The sequence below is a fragment of the Streptomyces sp. NPDC086147 genome (assembly GCF_040702165.1).
Classification (GTDB): Bacteria; Actinomycetota; Actinomycetes; order Streptomycetales; family Streptomycetaceae; genus Streptomyces.
The window spans coordinates 73,937-92,875 of sequence record NZ_JBFBJO010000005.1 but is presented as its reverse complement, the minus strand read 5'-3'; the positions used below and the strand labels follow the sequence as shown (position 1 = coordinate 92,875).

Sequence of the window (18,939 nt, the reverse complement as noted above, 5' to 3'; positions counted from 1 at the left end):
CGGAGCCGCTCCGTAGACTGGCCCCGTGAGTGAGCCCCGCGACCCGTCCGACACGCCCGACGACCCCGACGCCTTCGACGAGATCGTCGACAACGAGACCACCCGCGATCCCGACCTGGCGGTGATCGAGGCCGGCAGCCGCACCCTGCGCGCCCAGGCCGGACCGCCCCAGGGCGACCCCGTGCCGAGCCGCCCCGAGGACCCGGAGCTGGACGCGGCGCTGCGCGAGGTCGAGACCGAGCTGTCCACCCGCTGGGGCGAGACCAAGCTGGAGCCCTCGGTCACCCGGATCGCGGCCCTGATGGACGTCCTCGGCGAGCCGCAGCGCGCGTACCCCACCATCCACATCACCGGCACCAACGGCAAGACGTCGACGGCCCGCATGATCGAGGCCCTGCTCGGCGCCTTCGACCTGCGCACCGGCCGCTACACCTCGCCGCACGTGCAGACCATCACCGAGCGCATCAGCCTCGACGGCGCCCCGATCTCCGCCGAGCGGTTCATCGAGACGTACCGGGACGTCGCGCCGTACGTGGAGCTCGTCGACGCCCGCGAGGAGTACCGGCTCTCCTTCTTCGAGGTCCTCACCGGAATGGCGTACGCGGCCTTCGCCGACGCCCCGGTCGACGTGGCCGTGATCGAGGTCGGGATGGGCGGCACCTGGGACGCCACCAACGTCATCGACGCCTCCGTCGCCGTCGTCACCCCCATCGACCTCGACCACACCGACCGGCTCGGCGACACGCCCGCCGCGATCGCGGGCGAGAAGTCCGGGATCATCAAGCCGGGCGCGACCGTCGTCCTGGCCCAGCAGCCGGTCGACGCGGCCCAGGTCCTCCTGAAGAAGGCCGTCGAGGCGGACGCCACCGTGGCCCGCGAGGGCATGGAGTTCGGCGTCGCCTCCCGCGAGGTCGCGGTCGGCGGCCAGCTCCTCACCCTGCGCGGACTCGGCGGCGAGTACGACGAGGTCTTCCTGCCGCTGCACGGCGCCTACCAGGCGCACAACGCGGCCGTGGCGCTCGCGGCCGTCGAGGCCTTCTTCGGCATCGGCGCGCAGCACGCCCGCACCCTCGACGTGGACACGGTCCGCCGGGCGTTCGCGCGGGTGGCCTCGCCCGGCCGCCTGGAGATCGTCCGCTCCTCCCCGACGGTCGTCCTGGACGCCGCGCACAACCCGCACGGCGCGCGGGCGACCGCCGAGGGCATCAGCGAGGCCTTCGGCTTCTCCCGGCTCGTCGGCGTGGTCGCCACCAGCGCCGACAAGGACGCCCGGGGGGTCCTGGAGGCGTTCGAGCCGATCCTCGCGGAGGTCGTGGTCACCACGAACTCCAACCCCCGCTCCACCGACGTGGACGCGCTCGCCGCGCTCGCGGTCGAGGTCTTCGGCGAGGACCGGGTCGTCGTCGAGCCGCGGCTGCCCGACGCCATCGAGGCGGCGATCACCCTCGCGGAGGAAGAGGCCGAGTACGGTGGCGCGGGCGTCCTCGTGACCGGTTCGATCTTCACGGTCGGCGACGCCCGGCTGCTGCTCCGGAGGGGCTGAATCCCATGCGCACGCTCTGTTCCTCGACGCTCATCGGCGAGTTCTTCGTCATCGGCTTCGCCGGCCTCGTCGCCATGAAGGACGACACGCTGACGACGTCCACCGTCTGGTGGGTCTGCGGGATCGGGATGGTCTTCTCGGTCCTGCTGTGCGGGATGGTCACCCGGCCCGGCGGCGTGCAGCTCGGCTGGGCGCTCCAGCTCGGCCTGGTCGCCAGCGGCTTCTTCGTCCCGGTCATGTTCTTCCTCGGGGTGGCCTTCGCCGCCCTGTGGTGGGCCTCGGTGCACTACGGGCGGAAGGTCGACGAGGTCAAGGCCCGCTGGGCCGCCCAGGCCGCCCAGGGCCCGGCAGAGCCTGACGCTGCGTAATCGGGGCACGTGCGGGCCCTGTAGCCTCGGAGGCCCGCACACCGCTTTCCCCGAAGGAGTTCCCCCGTGAGCCAGCGCACGCTCGTCCTGCTCAAGCCCGACGCCGTCCGCCGCGGCCTGGTCGGCGAGATCATCGGCCGCATCGAGCGCAAGGCCGGCTGGACGCTCGCGGCCCTGGAGCTGCGCGAGCTGGACCAGGAGACGCTGGAGCAGCACTACGGCGAGCACAAGGGCAAGCCCTTCTACGAGCCGCTGATGGGCTTCATGGCCTCCGGCCCGGTCGTCGCGCTCGTCGTCGAGGGCGAGCGGGTCGTCGAGGGCGTCCGGCAGCTCGCCGGCCCGACCGACCCGATCGCCGCCGCGCCGGGCTCCATCCGGGGCGACTTCGGCACCATCGTCCGTGAGAACCTGATCCACGCCTCGGACTCCGAGGAGTCGGCGCTCCGCGAGCTGAAGCTCTTCTTCCCGGGTCTCGTCTGATCCGTACTCCGTCCGATCGGTGCTCCGTCCGATCAGTACTCCGTCTGTCCCGGGTCCCGCCTGATCCGGTGTCAGCCGAACGCACCATCCCGGTGGGGCGACCGAAGGAATTTCGGTCGCCCCCAGGCATATGAACGACAATCCCGGGAACGGATCGCCGCATCCTGCCGTCACCTGTACAGAGGCGGACCACCGCGCGGCATCCGGGCGGGCAGCACTACGATGGAAAACTCCACGCCGCACCACCTCTCAGCCATGGGAAATCAAGGGGAACTCAATGTCGTTCATCGGCCGTGACATGGCTGTCGACCTCGGGACCGCCAACACGCTGGTGTACGTCAGGGGTCGAGGCATCGTTCTGAACGAGCCGTCCGTCGTCGCCATCAACACCAACACCGGCGGCATCCTCGCGGTGGGCGCCGAGGCGAAGAAGATGATCGGCCGGACCCCCGGCAACATCGTCGCCGTGCGCCCGCTCAAGGACGGCGTGATCGCCGACTTCGAGATCACCGAGCGGATGCTCCGCTACTTCATCCTCAAGATCCACAAGCGCCGCTACCTGGCCCGCCCCCGGGTCGTCGTCTGCGTGCCGTCCGGCATCACCGGAGTGGAGCGCCGCGCCGTCATCGAGGCCTCCACCCAGGCCGGCGCCCGCCAGGTGCACATCATCGAGGAGCCCATGGCGGCGGCCATCGGCTCGGGCCTCCCCGTCCACGAGGCCACCGGCAACATGGTCGTCGACATCGGCGGCGGCACCACCGAGGTCGCCGTCATCTCCCTCGGCGGAATCGTCACGGCACAGTCCATCCGGGTGGCCGGCGACGAGCTGGACAACGCCATCATCCAGCACGTCAAGAAGGAGTACTCGCTCCTCCTCGGCGAGCGCACGGCCGAACAGATCAAGATCACCATCGGCTCCGCCTACGACCTGGAGAAGGACGAGCACACCGAGATCCGCGGCCGCGACCTCGTCTCCGGTCTGCCCAAGACCGTGGTCATCTCCGCCGCCGAGGTCCGCAAGGCCATCGAGGAACCGGTCAACGCGATCGTCGACGCGGTGAAGACCACCCTCGACAAGTGCCCGCCGGAGCTCTCCGGTGACGTCATGGACCGCGGCATCGTTCTCACCGGTGGCGGCGCCCTGCTGCGCGGCCTCGACGAGCGGCTCCGCCACGAGACCGGCATGCCGATCCACATCGCCGAGGACCCGCTGGACTCGGTGGCGCTCGGCTCCGGCAAGTGCGTGGAGGAGTTCGAGGCCCTCCAGCAGGTCCTCGACGCGCAGCCGCGCCGCTAGCACCACGGACCGGGCCGGTGCGGTAGAACTACCGCACCGACCCCCGTCCACCCACTCGCACCACGGCACAACGGAACAGACGAACCACGAGGAAAGGCACGGCCGCCGCACGTGAGGGACACACGAGAGAGCCGGCTGCTCCTGGTACTGCTGATCGCCATCGCGTTCGCGCTGATCACGGTGGACATCCGCGGCGGCCAGGAGTCACCCGTCGACGGTGCCCGGCAGGCCGCGGCGGCGGTCTTCGGACCGGTCGAGAACGGTGTGGCCGCCGCCGTCGACCCCGTCGGCAACGCCATAGGGGCGGTACGGGACTCCGGCGAGCGGCACACCCGGATCTCCGCCCTGGAGAAGGAGAACGCCGAACTCAAGGCGAAGCTCGGCAGCGACGACCGCAACCGCAACCGGCTGAACGAGCTCGACACCCTGCTCAAGACCGCCGGAGCCGGCCAGTACGGCATCAAGGGCGCCCAGGTCGTCGCCATAGGAGCGGCCCAGGGCTTCTCCTGGACCGTCACCATCGACGTCGGCGCCCGCGACGGCATCCAGCGGGACATGACGGTGCTCAACGGCGCCGGACTCGTCGGCCGCGTCACCACCGTCGGCCCCTCCACCGCCACCGTCCTCCTCGCCAACGACCCCGACTTCACCGTCGGCACCCGCATGGAGAAGAGCGACGAACTCGGCTTCGCCACCGGCCAGGGCAACAGCCCGCTCCGCGTCCAGCTCCTCAACGGCAAGGCCAAGGTCAAGCCCGGCGACCGGCTCGTCACCTTCGGCTCGCGCGCCGACAAGCCCTTCGTGCCCGGTGTCCCGGTCGGCGAGATCGTCCGCGTCGACCCGATGGGCGGCGGCCTGACCCGCAACGTCTACGTCCGCCCGTACGTCGGCTTCACCAAGCTCGACATCGTCGGCGTCGTCGTCCAGGCCCCGCGCTCCGACCCGCGCGACGCGGTCCTGCCGCAGAAGCCCCGGCCCGCGCCGACCGTCACCGTCACGGCCACGCCGAAACCGACGGGCAGCGGGCAGCCGGAACGGGAACAGGCACAGAACCAGGATCAGAACCAGGCCGGTCAGAACCGGGACCAGGGGGACACGACACCGTGAAGTTCAACCGGATCCTCCTCTCCGCCGCGCTGATCGCGGTCGCCCTGGTCGTCCAGGTATCCGTCCTCGCCCGCCTCCAGCTCCCCGGCGCCGTCCCCGACCTCGTCCTCCTCACCGTCGTCGGCCTCGCCCTCGTCTACGGACACGTCAGCGGCGCCCTCATCGGCTTCACCGCGGGACTCCTCGCCGACCTCGCCCCGCCCGCCGACCACGCCGCCGGCCGCTACGCCCTCGTGCTCTGCCTCGTCGGCTACCTCGTCGGCCTGGCCCGCCCGGAGAACGGCCGGCTGACCTCCGCGGCCGGCCCCATGGCCGTCGTCGCCGTCGCGGCCGTCGGCTCCACGCTCCTCTACGCGGGCGTCGGCGCCCTCGTCGGCGACACCGCCGCCCGCCACGTGGGCCTGGGCTTCCTGCTGTTCACCGCGGCCCTGTACGACCTGCTCCTCGCGCCCTTCGTGGTGCCGCTCGTCATGGCCCTGGCCCGCCGCGCCGAGAACGACCCGCTCGCCGACGCGGGCGGGGGCGCCGGTACCGACGTCGCCTCCGGCTGGCTCGCCTCCGGCACCGGCCTGAGCATCGGTGCCCAGCGCGGCGGCCTGCGCGTGAAGGCCGCCAGGAACCGGGCCGCACGGGCCGGACGCATCAAGGGAGTCAAGCGACTGTGACCGAGGGGGCAACGGCAGTATGAGCAACATCCCCGAGACCGGACGGACCCCCCGGGTCCGGATCCGGCTCGTCGTCATCCAGATCCTCGTCTTCTCCCTGCTCCTCACCCTGGGGGGACGGCTCTGGTACCTCCAGATCCGCAACGGCAAGGAGTACACGGACGAGGCCAGGAACAACCACGTCCAGCAGGTCGTCCAGCCCGCCGTCCGCGGCTCGATCCTGGACGCCCGCGGCGTGCCGCTCGCCGACAACGAGACCCGGCTCGTGGTCTCCGCGTCCCGCACCGAGCTGATGAAGATGAAGGACGACGGCAAGGCCGTCCTCACCCGGCTCGCCGGGGTGCTCGGGATGAAGTCCGAGGACGTCATCAACGCGATCCGGCTCTGCGACTCCAAGACCCCCAAGCCCTGCTGGAACGGTTCCCCGTACCAGCCGATCCCGGTCACGGACGAGGCCACCACGCAGCAGGCGCTGACGATCCGTGAGAGCTCCGAGGACTTCCCCGGCATCACCGCCGAGCCCACCGCCGTCCGCCGCTACCCGGCACCGGGCAAGGCCCGCACCGCGCAGGTGCTCGGCTACCTCTCGCCCGTCACCGACTCCGAGATCGAGAAGGCCAAGGACACCGACTCGCCGTTCCTCCGCTCCGACCAGGTCGGCCGCTCCGGCATCGAGCGCACGTACGACAAGGAGCTGCGGGGCAAGGCGGGCGTGACCCGCTACGAGGTCGACAACCTCGGCCGCGTCATGGGCCAGGCCAAGGCCGACCCCGGGGTGGCCGGCTCCACCCTCGTCACCAGCATCGACGCACGCGTCCAGGCCGTCGCCGAGTACGAGCTCCACGACGCGATGAAGGTCGTCCGCAAGGAGACCGACAAGATCACCGGCCGCAAGTACGAGGCCGACGCGGGCGCCGTCGTCGTCATGGAGACCAAGACCGGCCGCGTCGTCGCCATGGCCTCCCAGCCCGACTACGACCCCAACGCCTGGGTCGGGGGCATCTCGGCCGCGGACTACTCCACCCTGACCAGCAAGAAGTCCAACTACCCGCTGCTCAACCGCGCCATCCAGGGCCAGGCCGCCGCTGGCTCCATCTTCAAGGTGATCTCGGCGAGCGCCGCCGTGCGGGCCGGCCACGACTTCAACGACAAGTACAACTGCAGCAGCTCCTACAGCCTCGGCAGCCGCAGCTTCGCCAACTTCGAGTCCCAGGGACACGGCCCCATCACCCTCGGCGAGGCCCTCAAGTACTCCTGCAACACCGTCTTCTACGCCCTCGGGCACCAGGAGTGGCAGCGCGACGGCGGAATAAAGCCCAAAAAGGACGCCAAGGACTGGTTCTACCGCACCGCCCGCGACTTCGGGCTCGGCGCCGAGACCGGCATCGACCTGCCGAACGAGGTGACGGGCCGCGTCCCCGACCGCCAGTGGAAGCAGAACTTCTGGGCGGCCAACAAGGACGTCTGGTGCAAGCAGGGCAAGAAGGGCGGCAGCTACGTCCAGCAGATCGCCTACGAGAGCTGCCTCGAAGGCAACCAGCTGAAGGCGTACGACAGCATCAACTTCGCCATCGGCCAGGGCGACGTCCTCGTCACCCCCATCCAGATGGCCACCATCTACGCCGCCATCTCCAACGGCGGCACCCTCTACGACCCCACCGTCGGCAAGGCCGTGATCAGCCCCGACGGCAAGGAGGTCCGGGAGATCAAGCCCACGTCCCACGGCAGGCTCCCGGTCAACGCCAAGACCGTCAGCGACCTCGACAAGGGCCTGCGCTCCGTCGTCGAGCCCGGCGGCACCGCCGCCTGGCGGTTCGGCGGCTGGCCCCAGGACAAGATCCCGATGCGGGCCAAGACCGGCACCGCCCAGGTGTACGGCAAGCAGACCACCTCCTGGCTGGCCACCTACACCGACGACTTCACCATCGTCATGACGATCTCCCAGGGCGGCACCGGCTCCGGCGCCTCCGGCCCCGCCGTGCGCAACATCTACGACGCCCTCTACGGCCTCGACGACGAGGGCAACCAGGACCTCAAGCGGGCCCTGCTGCCGAAGCCGCAGAAGGCCCTGCCGAAGATCAACCGCTACGGCACCATCGACGCCCCCGCGATCAAGCCGTACGACCCCGCCTCGCAGAAGCCCGTCCCCGCACGGGACGGCGACCCCGCGGGGGAGAACGACGGACAGCCGCCCCTCGCGGGACCGCCGCCCGGCCGGAGGGACTGACCCGATGACGACCCGCACCAGCTTCTCCGTCTCCCGCTACGCCCCCCAGCGCGGGCCGCTCCTGAAGCTCACCGCCCGCGACTCCGTGCTGCGCCGCCTCGACTGGCCGATGCTGCTCTCGGCGCTCACCCTCTCCCTGCTCGGCGCCCTGCTCGTCTGGTCGGCCACCCGGGGCCGCACCCAGCTCAACCAGGGAGACCCGTACTACTTCCTCTTCCGGCACCTCCTCAACACCGGCATCGGCCTCGCCCTGATGGTCGGCACGATCTGGCTCGGCCACCGCACCCTGCGCGGCGCGGTGCCGGTCCTCTACGGCATCTCGATCCTGCTGATCCTCGCCGTCCTCACCCCGCTCGGCGCCACCATCAACGGCGCCCACGCGTGGATCGTGATCGGCGGCGGCTTCTCCCTCCAGCCCAGCGAGTTCGTCAAGATCACGATCATCCTGATCATGGCGATGCTGCTCGCGGCCAAGGTCGACGCCGGGGACCAGCTCCACCCCGACCACGGGACCGTCGCCAAGGCCCTCGTCCTCGCCGCCCTGCCCATGGGCATCGTCATGCTGATGCCCGACCTCGGCTCGGTCATGGTGATGGCGGTCATCGTCCTCGGCGTGCTGCTCGCCTCCGGGGCGTCCAACCGCTGGGTCCTCGGCCTGATCGGCACGGGCGTCCTCGGCGCGGTGCTCGTCACCGCGCTCGGCATGCTCGACGAGTACCAGATCAACCGCTTCGCGGCCTTCGCCAACCCCGACCTCGACCCGGCGGGCGTCGGCTACAACACCAACCAGGCCCGCATCGCGATCGGATCCGGCGGCCTCTACGGCACCGGCCTCTTCAAGGGGCACCAGACCAGCGGCCAGTTCGTCCCCGAGCAGCAGACCGACTTCATCTTCACCGTCGCGGGGGAGGAGCTGGGCTTCGTCGGCGCCGGCCTCATCCTCGTCCTGCTCGGGATCGTCCTCTGGCGGGCCTGCCGGATCGCCCGCGAGACCACCGAGCTGTACGGCACGGTCGTCGCCGCCGGCATCATCGCCTGGTTCGCCTTCCAGTCCTTCGAGAACATCGGCATGACCCTCGGCATCATGCCGGTCGCGGGCCTGCCGCTGCCGTTCGTCTCGTACGGCGGCTCGTCGATGTTCGCGGTGTGGGTGGCGATCGGACTCCTCCAGTCGATCCGCGTCCAGCGTCCGATGACGGCCTGAGACCGGACCGGTTCGAAACCGGCTTTTCCGCCCGCCGCACCGAGTAAGCGGGCCCGTCGGCGGTTAGACGAGGGGTATGGCCGAGACGAAGCGCGAGATCGAGCGGAAGTACGAAGCCACGGCGGGAACCGGCGTCCCGGACCTCACCCGGGTCCGGGACGTCGCGACCGTCGTCGACGAGGGCGTCGTGGAACTCGACGCCACCTACCACGACACCCCCGACCTGCGCCTGGCCGCCGAGTCGATCACCCTGCGCCGCCGCACCGGCGGCTCGGACGCCGGCTGGCACCTCAAGTTCCCCGTCGCCGCCGGCGTCCGCGACGAGATCAGGGCCCCGCTCTCCGACACCCTCCCCGCCGACCTCGCGGCCCTCCTGCGCTCCCGCGTCCGCGGCGGCGAGGTCGTCCCCGTCGTCCGCCTCCGCTCCGCCCGCGACGTCCGCCGCCTCCTCGACGCCGACGGCGACCTCCTCGCCGAACTCTCCGTCGACACCGTCCGCGCCCGGCGCCTGCCAGGAGGCCCCCGGGCCTCCTGGACCGAGATCGAGGTCGAGGCCGCCGACGACGCGGACCCCGGCATCCTCGACGCCGTCGAGAAGCGCCTGCGGAAGGCCGGCGTCCACCCCTCCGACGCCCCCTCCAAACTGGCCAGGGCCCTCGCGGAGACCGCCCCGGAGGAGGACCGCCCCGACGCCCCGCAGCAGCCCTGCGCGCCCGGCACCGCCGGAGCCGCCGTTCTCGCCTACGCACGGGAGCAGGCCGAGGCGATCGTCGCGCTCGACCCCGCCGTCCGCCGCGACCTGCCCGACGCCGTGCACCAGCTCCGCGTCGCCTGCCGCCGCCTGCGCAGCGCCCTCAAGACGTACCGCTCCCTCCTCGACCGGGACGCCACCGACCCCCTCGGCGCCGAACTCAAGTGGCTCGCGGGCGAACTGGGCGCCGCCCGCGACCAGGAGGTGCTCGCCGAACGGCTGCGCGCCCGGCTCGGCGACGTGCCCCGGACCCTGCGCCGCGGCCCGGTGAAGGCCCGGCTGCGGGTCTGGGACACCGCCCGCACCGAGGACGCCCGCCGCAGGGCCGTCGCCGCCCTCGACTCCGACCGCCACCTCGCCCTGCTCGACCGGCTCGACGCCCTGCTCGCCGACCCGCCCCTGCGGAAGGCCGCCTCCCGCGACGCCGCGAAGGTCCTCGCCCGCGCCGTCCGCAAGGACCACGCCCGGCTCGCCGCCCGCGTCGACCACGCGCTCTCCCTCGCCCCCGGCCACGAGCGCGACCTCGCCCTCCACGAGGCCCGCAAGGCCGCCAAACGCGCCCGCTACGCCGGCGACGCGGCCCGCCCCACCCTCGGGAAGCCCGCGAAGAAGTTCTCCGAACGTGTGAAGAAGGTGCAGTCCCTGCTCGGCGAGCACCAGGACAGCGTGGTCACCCGCGCCACCCTCCGCGACCTCGCCGCCCAGGCCCACGCGGCCGGCGAGACCGCCTTCACCTGGGGACTCCTGTACGGCAGGGAGGAGGCCGCGGCGGACGCGGCCGAGCGCGGCCTGCCGGAGGTCTGGGCGCGGGCCGCCTCCCTCTGAGCCCGGGGATTCCGGGGCGGCTCGGGGCCGCCGGGCACCGGGGTACGCTTGAGAGTCGCCCCCCTGCCCGCTCACGAAGGTTCGAGATGTCTGCTGCCGAGTCTGTCTTCCCGCAGCTCGAAGCCCTGCTCCCGCACGTGCAGAAGCCGATCCAGTACGTCGGCGGAGAGCTGAACTCCACGGTCAAGCCCTGGGACGAGTGCGACGTCCGCTGGGCGCTGATGTACCCGGACGCGTACGAGGTCGGCCTGCCCAACCAGGGCGTCATGATCCTCTACGAGGTACTGAACGAGCGCGAGGGCGTCCTCGCCGAGCGCACCTACAGCGTGTGGCCGGACCTCGAAGAGCTGATGCGCGAGCACAAGGTGCCGCAGTTCACGGTCGACAGCCACCGCCCGGTCGGTGCCTTCGACGTGTTCGGCCTGTCCTTCTCCACGGAGCTGGGCTACACCAACATGCTCACCGCGCTCGACCTCGCGGGCATCCCGCTGGAGGCGAAGGACCGGACCGTCGACCACCCCGTCGTGCTCGCCGGAGGCCACGCCGCCTTCAACCCCGAGCCGATCGCGGAGTTCATCGACGCGGCGGTCATCGGCGACGGCGAGCAGGCTGTCCTCGACATGACCGCGATCATCCGCGCCTGGAAGGCGGAGGGCAGGCCGGGCGGCCGCGAAGAGCTCCTCTTCCGCCTCGCGAGGACCGGCAACATCTACGTCCCGCGCTTCTACGACGTCGAGTACCTGCCGGACGGCCGCATCGGCCGCGTCGTGCCCAACCGGTCCGGCGTGCCGTGGCGGGTCTCCAAGCACACCGTCATGGACCTCGACGAGTGGCCCTACCCCAAGCAGCCCCTCGTCCCGCTCGCGGAGACCGTCCACGAGCGCATGTCCGTCGAGATCTTCCGCGGCTGCACCCGCGGCTGCCGCTTCTGCCAGGCCGGCATGATCACGCGCCCCGTGCGGGAGCGAAGCATCACCGGCATCGGCGAGATGGTCGAGAAGGGCCTCAAGGCGACGGGCTTCGAGGAGGTCGGCCTTCTCTCCCTTTCCTCGGCGGACCACACCGAGATCGGCGAGATCGCCAAGGGCCTCGCGGACCGCTACACCGAGGACAAGGTGGGCCTGTCCCTCCCCTCGACCCGCGTGGACGCCTTCAACGTCGACCTGGCCAACGAGCTGACCAGGAACGGACGCCGCTCCGGCCTCACCTTCGCCCCCGAGGGCGGCTCCGAGCGCATGCGCAAGGTCATCAACAAGATGGTCTCGGAGGAGGACCTGATCCGGACCGTCTCCACCGCGTACGGCAACGGCTGGCGCCAGGTGAAGCTGTACTTCATGTGCGGCCTGCCGACGGAGACCGACGAGGACGTCCTCCAGATCGCCGACATGGCGATGAACGTGATCGCCGAGGGCCGCAAGGTCTCCGGCCAGAACGACATCCGCTGCACCGTCTCCATCGGCGGCTTCGTGCCCAAGCCGCACACCCCCTTCCAGTGGGCCCCGCAGCTCTCGGCCGAGGAGACGGACGAGCGCCTGCGCAAGCTCCGCGACAAGATCCGCGGCGACAAGAAGTACGGGCGCTCGATCGGCTTCCGCTACCACGACGGCAAGCCCGGCATCGTCGAGGGCCTCCTCTCGCGCGGCGACCGCCGCCTGAGCAGCGTCATCCGCGCCGTGTACGAGGACGGCGGCCGCTTCGACGGCTGGCGCGAGCACTTCTCGTACGACCGCTGGATGGCCTGCGCCGAGAAGGCGCTGCCCGAGTACGGCGTGGACGTCGCCTGGTACACCACCCGCGAGCGCACCTACGAGGAGGTCCTGCCCTGGGACCACCTGGACTCCGGTCTCGACAAGGACTGGCTCTGGGAGGACTGGCAGGACGCCCTCGACGAGACCGAGGTCGAGGACTGCCGCTGGACGCCGTGCTTCGACTGCGGCGTGTGCCCGCAGATGGACACGCACATCCAGATCGGCCCCACCGGCAAGAAGCTGCTGCCGCTGACGGTCGTCAAGTAGGTCACCCGGGCGACGGCCCGGCGCGAGGGGTGAACCCTCCGCCGGGCCGTCGCGTCATGTCCGGCATGAGCACGGAACACCCGACGCCACCCCCCGCGCTGATCCGCGTCCCGGTCCGGATCGTCGTGCTCGTGGCCGTTCTGCCGGTCCGCATGGCCTGGGACGCCCTCGCCGCCGCGGGCCGCCTCCTCGACCGGGCCCTGCTCCGCCCGGCGGGCCGCGGCCTGGCGTGGCTCTTCGAGCACGCGGTGTCCCTCCCGGCGCGACGGCTGTACCGCTCGGTCCTGCGACCGACCGGCCGGGGCCTGGCGTGGCTGCTCCGGGCGGTGTTCGTGTGGCCGTGGGTCGGGCTCTGGCGGTACGTGGTCGTGCCGGTCGCCCGGTACGGGATCGCCGTCCCGGCCGTGTGGCTCTACCGCCGCGGCCTCTCCCCGCTCGGCACCGGCTGCTTCCTCCTCCTGGAGAAGCTCCTGTTCGTCCCCCTCGCCGCGCTCTTCCGGTACGCCCTGGTCCCCCTGCTCCGGTACGGGGTGGCCGTCCCCGCCGTCTGGCTGGACCGCCGTGTGCTCACCCCGCTGGGGCAGGGCCTGGGATGGGCGCTCCGGCGGACCGGCCGGGGGCTGGGGTGGCTCCTTCCCCGGCTCGGCCCGGCGCTGTTCGTGTGGCCGTGGGCGGGGCTGTGGCGGTACGTGGTCGTGCCCGTCGTCCGGTACGGCGTCGCCGTCCCCGCCGTCTGGCTCTGGAGCCGGTTCCTCGTGCCCGTCGCCCGGGAGGCGCGGGACGCGCTCGCCCTGTGCTGGCGGGCTGCCGGGTTCGTGTCGCGGGCCGTCGGCCGGGGGCTCAAGTGGCTCGCGTGGAACCTGCTCGGACGCCCCCTGGTCCAGATCTGGCGGGGACTCCGGTGGTGCGGTCGGAATCTGGTCGCGAGGCCCTCGGCACGGGCTTGGCGGGGGCTCAAGTGGTGCGGCCGGAACCTCGTCGTGCGGCCCTCGGTGTGGGCTTGGCGGGGGCTCAAGTGGTGCGGGCGGAACCTCGTCGTGCGGCCCCTCGTCCACGTCCGGGCGTCCGTCGTGCGGCCCGTCGGGCAGTGGGTCCGCGACGGCGTGTGGGCCCCGGCCCGCAGGACCGCGATCGAGGCGGGACGCGCCGTGAAGGACGCGCTCGCCTCGGCCCGCGCCACCGTCCGGGAGGCCCGCCGGGACGCCTGGCGCGCCCTCGCCGGCGCGGCCCGGCCGGTCGAGCCCCGGGAACCCGAGGCCGTCCGTGCGCGTACTCTGGGTAGTACAACGAACGTCTCCGGCGCGGTGCCCGCCCCCGAGATCTCCCTGCGGAAGCGGGGGTGAACCGGGCGGACCCCCCGAAGCGACCCGCACATCTCGTGGACGGCGCACGCCCGCGCCGCCCCGCAACGAGGAGAAGAACCACTGGGCAAGCGACAGCCCGAAGGCCCGCCGCCCGCACCGGCGGTGCAGCGCATCCGACTGCGCTACACCAAGCGCGGCCGCCTCCGGTTCACCAGCCACCGCGACTTCCAGCGCGCCTTCGAGCGCGCCCTGCGCCGCGCCGAGGTGCCCATGGCGTACTCGGCCGGCTTCACCCCCCACCCCAAGGTGTCGTACGCCAACGCCGCCCCGACCGGTACCGGCTCCGAGGCCGAGTACCTGGAGATCGCCCTCACCGAGGCACGCGACCCGGAGACCCTGCGGGCCCTGCTCGACGAGTCCCTCCCGGCCGGCCTCGACATCACCGACGCGGTCGAGGCCCGGACCTCGGGCCTCGCCGACCGGCTCACCGCCTCCGTCTGGGAGCTGCGCCTCGACGGCGTCGCCCCCGAGACGGCGGAGAAGGCCGTCGAGGCGTTTCTCGCGGCCGAGACCGTGGAAGTACAGCGCAAGACCAAGAACGGCGTCCGCACCTTCGACACCCGTTCCGCGGTCACCGAGCTGACGCCCGTCCGTCCCCAGGGCGACCCCCGGGAAGATGGGCCGCTGGACAGCGCCTGTGCGATACTGCGGCTGGTTGTTCGGCACGTGACACCTGCCGTACGACCCGACGACGTCCTGTCCGGTCTCCGAGCCGTGGCCGACCTGGCGCCGCCGGTCCCCGCCGCGGTGACCAGGCTGGCGCAGGGGCTCTTCGACGAGGAGTCCGGCACGGTGACCGACCCGCTCGCGCCCGACCGCGAGGCAGTCACGGCCGCTTCATCCACGGCCGCCGCGACCGCCCCGGCGACGGCGCCGGGTACGGACACCGCGTAGGGAGCGGCGTCGCAGCGCAGCCCTGGTACTCGGGAGCCACCTGGGTCGGGCCGCGCACTGACCAGGAGACTTTCGCCAGGCCGTCCGCACAGGGCGTACGGAACCGGCGAGCCAGACATACAGCTCCCGTGCGGCGCCCGCGCCCCGGGCGGCGGCACCGCGCCACAGGCGCGACCGTGCCGCCGGACCGGAACCAGGCGCGGCGCCCGGGAGCGTGACGGGAGAACCCCGCATGCCCGAGTCCAACGAAGACACCAACGCCCCCGGTGACAAGCTGCCGCCGCGCCGCAGGCGCCGCGCCGCCTCCCGCCCCGCCGGTCCGCCGGTGACGGGCGAGGCCGCCGAGATCACCGGCACCACCGAGGCCCCGGCCGCCGACACGCCGGAGCCCGCCGCGGCCCCCGAGCCGGTCGAGGCCGAGGCCCCCCCCGCGCCGCGCACCCGCCGCCGGGCCACCCGCAAGGCCACCGCGCCGGTCGCCGAGACGGCGGCCGAGGCACCGGAGCCGGTCGCGGAGACCGCGCCCGAGACCGCCGAGGAGGCCCCCGAGGCCGCTCCGGCGCGCCCGGCCCGCCGCCGCGCCACCCGCAAGGCCACTTCGCCGGTGACGTCCCCGGCCCCGGCCGACGAGACCGCCGCGCCCGAGGCCGCCGAGCCGGTGGCCGCCGCGCCCGCCGTCGAGCAGCCGGTCGCGGAGACCGCGCCCGAGGCCGTCGAGGAGGCCGCCCCGCCGGCCCGTACCCGCCGCCGCGCCACCCGCAAGGCCACCGCCCCGGCCGGCGCCCCCGCCCCGGAGGCGGCCGCGGCCGCCGAGGCCGCCGCGCCGGCCGCCGAGGCCGCCCCGGTCGCCGAGGCTGCCCCGGTCGAGACCGAGGCCGAGGCCGCCCCCGCGCCGCGCACCCGCCGCCGGGCCACCCGCAAGACCGCCTCCCCCGAGGCCGCGCCCGCGTCCGAGCAGGCCGCCGGCACGCCGGCCCCCGAGGCGCCCGCCGCCGGCGAGTCGCTGCCCGAGGCCGCCGTCGCGCAGATCGCCGCCGACGAGGCCCAGGTCGCCGCCGCCGAGACCGCCGCCACGCGCGGCCGAGGCCGCCGCCGCGTCAGCTCGCCGCAGTTCACCTCCGAGCCCGCCCCGGCCCGTGAGCCGCGCCGCGCCGCGCGCCCGGCCGTCGCCGTCTTCCAGGCCCCGGTGTTCGCCGAGCCGATGTTCCAGACCCCGGAGACGGCCGCCGCCGCTGCCGCCGTCACGCCCGCGGAGCCGGAGGCCGAGGAGACCGACGAGGTCGACGAGACCACCGAGACCACTGAGACCACCGAGACGGTCGAGGCCGCCGCGCCCGAGGAGACCGCCGAGCGGGCCGAGTCCGGCTCCCGCCGCCGTCGCCGCCGTCGTGGCGAGCCCGTCGCCGTCGAGCCCGTCCCGGCCACCGTCGCCGACGAGCCCGAGGTCGAGGCCGCCGCCGACGAGGCCGAGGAGGCGGAGGAGGCCGAGGAGACGGACGAGTACGAGGACCGTCCCTCCCGTCGCCGTCGCCGCGGCGGCCGTCGCCGCCGTCGCGGTGAGCTCGCCGAGGTCGAGGAGACCGAGGAGGACGAGGAGCCGCACGCCGAGGACGAGTCCGAGGACTCCGAGGACGGCGAGGAGGAGTCCGAGGACTCCGAGGCGTTCGCCGGCGGCTCCAGCAGCTCCCGCCGTCGCCGTCGCCGCCGCCGTCGCAGCGGGGACGCCGCCGCTGACGCCGAAGCGGGCGACGAGGACGGCGTCCGCACGGTCGTCAAGGTCCGCGAGCCCCGCCCGGCCCGCGAGAAGGCCGAGCCCGGCACCGGCGCCGACGAGGTCCAGTCCATCAAGGGCTCGACCCGCCTGGAGGCCAAGAAGCAGCGCCGCCGCGAGGGCCGCGAGCAGGGCCGCCGCCGCGTCCCGATCATCACCGAGGCCGAGTTCCTCGCCCGCCGCGAGGCCGTCGAGCGCGTCATGGTCGTCCGCCAGAACGGCGAGCGCACCCAGATCGGCGTCCTGGAAGACGACGTGCTCGTCGAGCACTACGTCAACAAGGAGCAGGCCACCTCGTACGTCGGCAACGTCTACCTGGGCAAGGTCCAGAACGTCCTGCCGTCCATGGAGGCCGCCTTCGTCGACATCGGCAAGGGCCGCAACGCCGTCCTGTACGCCGGAGAGGTCAACTTCGAGGCGCTCGGCATGGGCCACGGCCCGCGCCGCATCGAGTCCGCCCTCAAGTCCGGCCAGTCGGTCCTCGTCCAGGTCACGAAGGACCCGATCGGCCACAAGGGCGCCCGTCTGACCAGCCAGGTCTCCCTGCCCGGCCGCTACCTCGTGTACGTGCCCGAGGGCTCCATGACCGGCATCAGCCGCAAGCTCCCCGACACCGAGCGCGCGCGCCTGAAGACCATCCTCAAGAAGATCGTCCCCGAGGACGCGGGCGTCATCGTGCGCACCGCCGCCGAGGGTGCGAGCGAGGACGAGCTGCGCCGCGACGTCGAGCGCCTGCAGGCGCAGTGGGAGGACATCCAGAAGAAGGCGAAGAGCGGCAACGCCCCGACGCTGCTCTACGGCGAGCCGGACATGACCGTCCGGGTCGTCCGCGACATCTTCAACGAGGACTTCTCCAAGGTCATCGTCAGCGGCGACGACGCGTGGGAGACCATCCACGGGTACGTCGGCCACGTCGCCCCGGACCTGACCGACCGTCTGTCCAAGTGGACGAGCGAGGTCGACGTCTTCGCGACGTACCGGATCGACGAGCAGCTGATGAAGGCGCTCGACCGCAAGGTCTGGCTGCCGTCCGGCGGCTCGCTGGTGATCGACAAGACCGAGGCGATGATCGTCGTCGACGTCAACACCGGCAAGTTCACCGGCCAGGGCGGCAACCTGGAGGAGACCGTCACCAGGAACAACCTGGAGGCGGCCGAGGAGATCGTGCGCCAGCTGCGGCTGCGCGACCTCGGCGGCATCGTCGTCATCGACTTCATCGACATGGTCCTGGAGTCCAACCGCGACCTGGTGCTGCGCCGCCTCCTGGAGTGCCTGGGCCGGGACCGGACCAAGCACCAGGTGGCCGAGGTCACCTCGCTCGGCCTGGTCCAGATGACCCGCAAGCGGGTCGGCCAGGGCCTCCTGGAGTCCTTCTCCGAGACCTGCGTCCACTGCAACGGGCGCGGCGTCATCGTCCACATGGAGCAGCCGACCACCTCCGGCGGCGGTGGCGGCGGCAAGCGCGCGAAGAAGCGCGGCCGCGGCGGGGACGGACACGCCCACGAGCACGAGCACGCCGAGGCGGTGGAGACCGGCGCCGAGGCGCAGGAGACCGAGACCGAGGCCGAGGTCGCGGCGGAGCTGGCCGCCCCGGTGGCCGTGCCGGTGCCGATCGCCCCGGACGAGGAGCTGTACGGCTCCGTCGCCGAGGCGGAGGCGGCCGCCACGCGCGGCCGTGGCCGCCGTCGCGCGACCCGCCGGGTGACCGCCCCGGTCGCCTCGACGCCCGTCGCTCCGACGCCGGTCGCCCCGGCCCCGGTCGTCGAGACCGTGACCGAGGCCGTGGCGGCCGAGCCCGTCGCCGAGCCGGCCGCCGGTCCCGAGGCCGTCGAGCCCGCTCCCGTGGCGGAGACGGCTCCCGAGGTCGTGACCGAGGCCGTGGTGGAGGAGCCCGCCGCCCCGGCCCCGCGCGGCCGTCGCCGTGCGACCCGCCGGGCGACCTCCCCGGTCGTCTCGACCACGGAGCAGGCCGAGCCGGTGACGGTCGTGGAGACCGTGACCGAGGCCGTCGTGGAGCCGGCGCCGGAGCCCGTCGTGGCCGAGGAGTCGGCCCCGGAGCCCGCCGCCGAGGCCGTCGTCGAGGAGGCCCCCGCGGCCGCCCCGCCGCGCGCCCGCCGCCGGGTGGTCCGCAAGGCCACCGCTCCCGCCGGTTCGCCCGCGGGCGCCGAGGAGGCCGCCGTCGTGGTGGTCGCCGCGGCTCCGGCCGACGAGGAGCTCGAGGCCGCCGAGGCCGAGCCCGCCCCCGCCAAGAAGACGGCGGCGCGCAAGACCGCGGCGAAGAAGGCCACGGCCAAGAAGGCCGCCCCCGCCAAGAAGACGGCGGCGACCAAGAAGACCGCGGCGAAGAAGACGACCGCCAAGAAGGCCCCGGCCAAGAAGGCGGCGGAGAAGACCTCCGCCCCGGCCCAGGACTGACCGGCGGGTGCGG

At 73.0% G+C, this 18,939-nt stretch carries 13 protein-coding genes; all 13 read left to right on the top strand.

From position 1 onward, the window contains the following. Positions 1–25: 25 nt before the first annotated feature. The gene (locus AB0398_RS13630; protein WP_366374671.1) at positions 26–1,543 is read left to right on the top strand and encodes a folylpolyglutamate synthase/dihydrofolate synthase family protein; all 1,518 of its coding nucleotides are present in this window, start codon (positions 26–28) and stop codon (positions 1,541–1,543) included. A 5-nt stretch (positions 1,544–1,548) separates the two neighbouring features. Next, positions 1,549–1,911 (top strand): DUF4233 domain-containing protein, encoded by a 363-nt coding sequence (locus AB0398_RS13625; RefSeq protein WP_366374669.1) that lies wholly within the window; start codon positions 1,549–1,551, stop codon positions 1,909–1,911. A 66-nt stretch (positions 1,912–1,977) separates the two neighbouring features. Further along, on the top strand, positions 1,978–2,391 hold the full coding sequence (gene ndk, locus AB0398_RS13620; protein ID WP_366374668.1) for a nucleoside-diphosphate kinase: 414 nt from the start codon (positions 1,978–1,980) through the stop codon (positions 2,389–2,391). Positions 2,392–2,668: 277 nt separating this feature from the next. After that, complete coding sequence (locus AB0398_RS13615) at positions 2,669–3,688, top strand: rod shape-determining protein (protein ID WP_030211198.1); 1,020 nt, start codon at positions 2,669–2,671, stop codon at positions 3,686–3,688. A gap of 111 nt (positions 3,689–3,799) precedes the next feature. Continuing rightward, positions 3,800–4,795, top strand: coding sequence for a rod shape-determining protein MreC (gene mreC / locus AB0398_RS13610; RefSeq protein WP_366374666.1), 996 nt, complete (start codon positions 3,800–3,802; stop codon positions 4,793–4,795). Further along, on the top strand, positions 4,792–5,460 hold the full coding sequence (gene mreD, locus AB0398_RS13605) for a rod shape-determining protein MreD (RefSeq protein ID WP_366374664.1): 669 nt from the start codon (positions 4,792–4,794) through the stop codon (positions 5,458–5,460). Before mreC ends, mreD begins: the two co-directional genes overlap by 4 nt. A gap of 19 nt (positions 5,461–5,479) precedes the next feature. After that, positions 5,480–7,687 carry a penicillin-binding protein 2 gene (gene mrdA / locus AB0398_RS13600; protein WP_366374662.1) on the top strand — a complete coding sequence of 736 codons (2,208 nt, stop codon included), beginning with the start codon at positions 5,480–5,482 and terminating at the stop codon, positions 7,685–7,687. A gap of 4 nt (positions 7,688–7,691) precedes the next feature. Beyond that, positions 7,692–8,891 carry a rod shape-determining protein RodA gene (gene rodA / locus AB0398_RS13595; protein ID WP_366374660.1) on the top strand — a complete coding sequence of 400 codons (1,200 nt, stop codon included), beginning with the start codon at positions 7,692–7,694 and terminating at the stop codon, positions 8,889–8,891. Positions 8,892–8,967: 76 nt separating this feature from the next. Next, positions 8,968–10,467: a CYTH and CHAD domain-containing protein gene (locus tag AB0398_RS13590; RefSeq protein ID WP_366374659.1), complete on the top strand. Its 1,500-nt coding sequence runs from the start codon at positions 8,968–8,970 to the stop codon at positions 10,465–10,467. Between the two features lie 86 nt (positions 10,468–10,553). After that, positions 10,554–12,482 (top strand): TIGR03960 family B12-binding radical SAM protein, encoded by a 1,929-nt coding sequence (locus AB0398_RS13585; protein ID WP_366374657.1) that lies wholly within the window; start codon positions 10,554–10,556, stop codon positions 12,480–12,482. 65 nt (positions 12,483–12,547) lie between these two features. Beyond that, positions 12,548–13,825, top strand: coding sequence for a hypothetical protein (locus AB0398_RS13580; RefSeq protein ID WP_366374655.1), 1,278 nt, complete (start codon positions 12,548–12,550; stop codon positions 13,823–13,825). A 123-nt stretch (positions 13,826–13,948) separates the two neighbouring features. Continuing rightward, positions 13,949–14,740: a TIGR03936 family radical SAM-associated protein gene (locus AB0398_RS13575; protein ID WP_366374653.1), complete on the top strand. Its 792-nt coding sequence runs from the start codon at positions 13,949–13,951 to the stop codon at positions 14,738–14,740. Positions 14,741–14,972: 232 nt separating this feature from the next. Beyond that, positions 14,973–18,926: an Rne/Rng family ribonuclease gene (locus AB0398_RS13570; RefSeq protein WP_366374652.1), complete on the top strand. Its 3,954-nt coding sequence runs from the start codon at positions 14,973–14,975 to the stop codon at positions 18,924–18,926. Positions 18,927–18,939 lie beyond the last annotated feature (13 nt).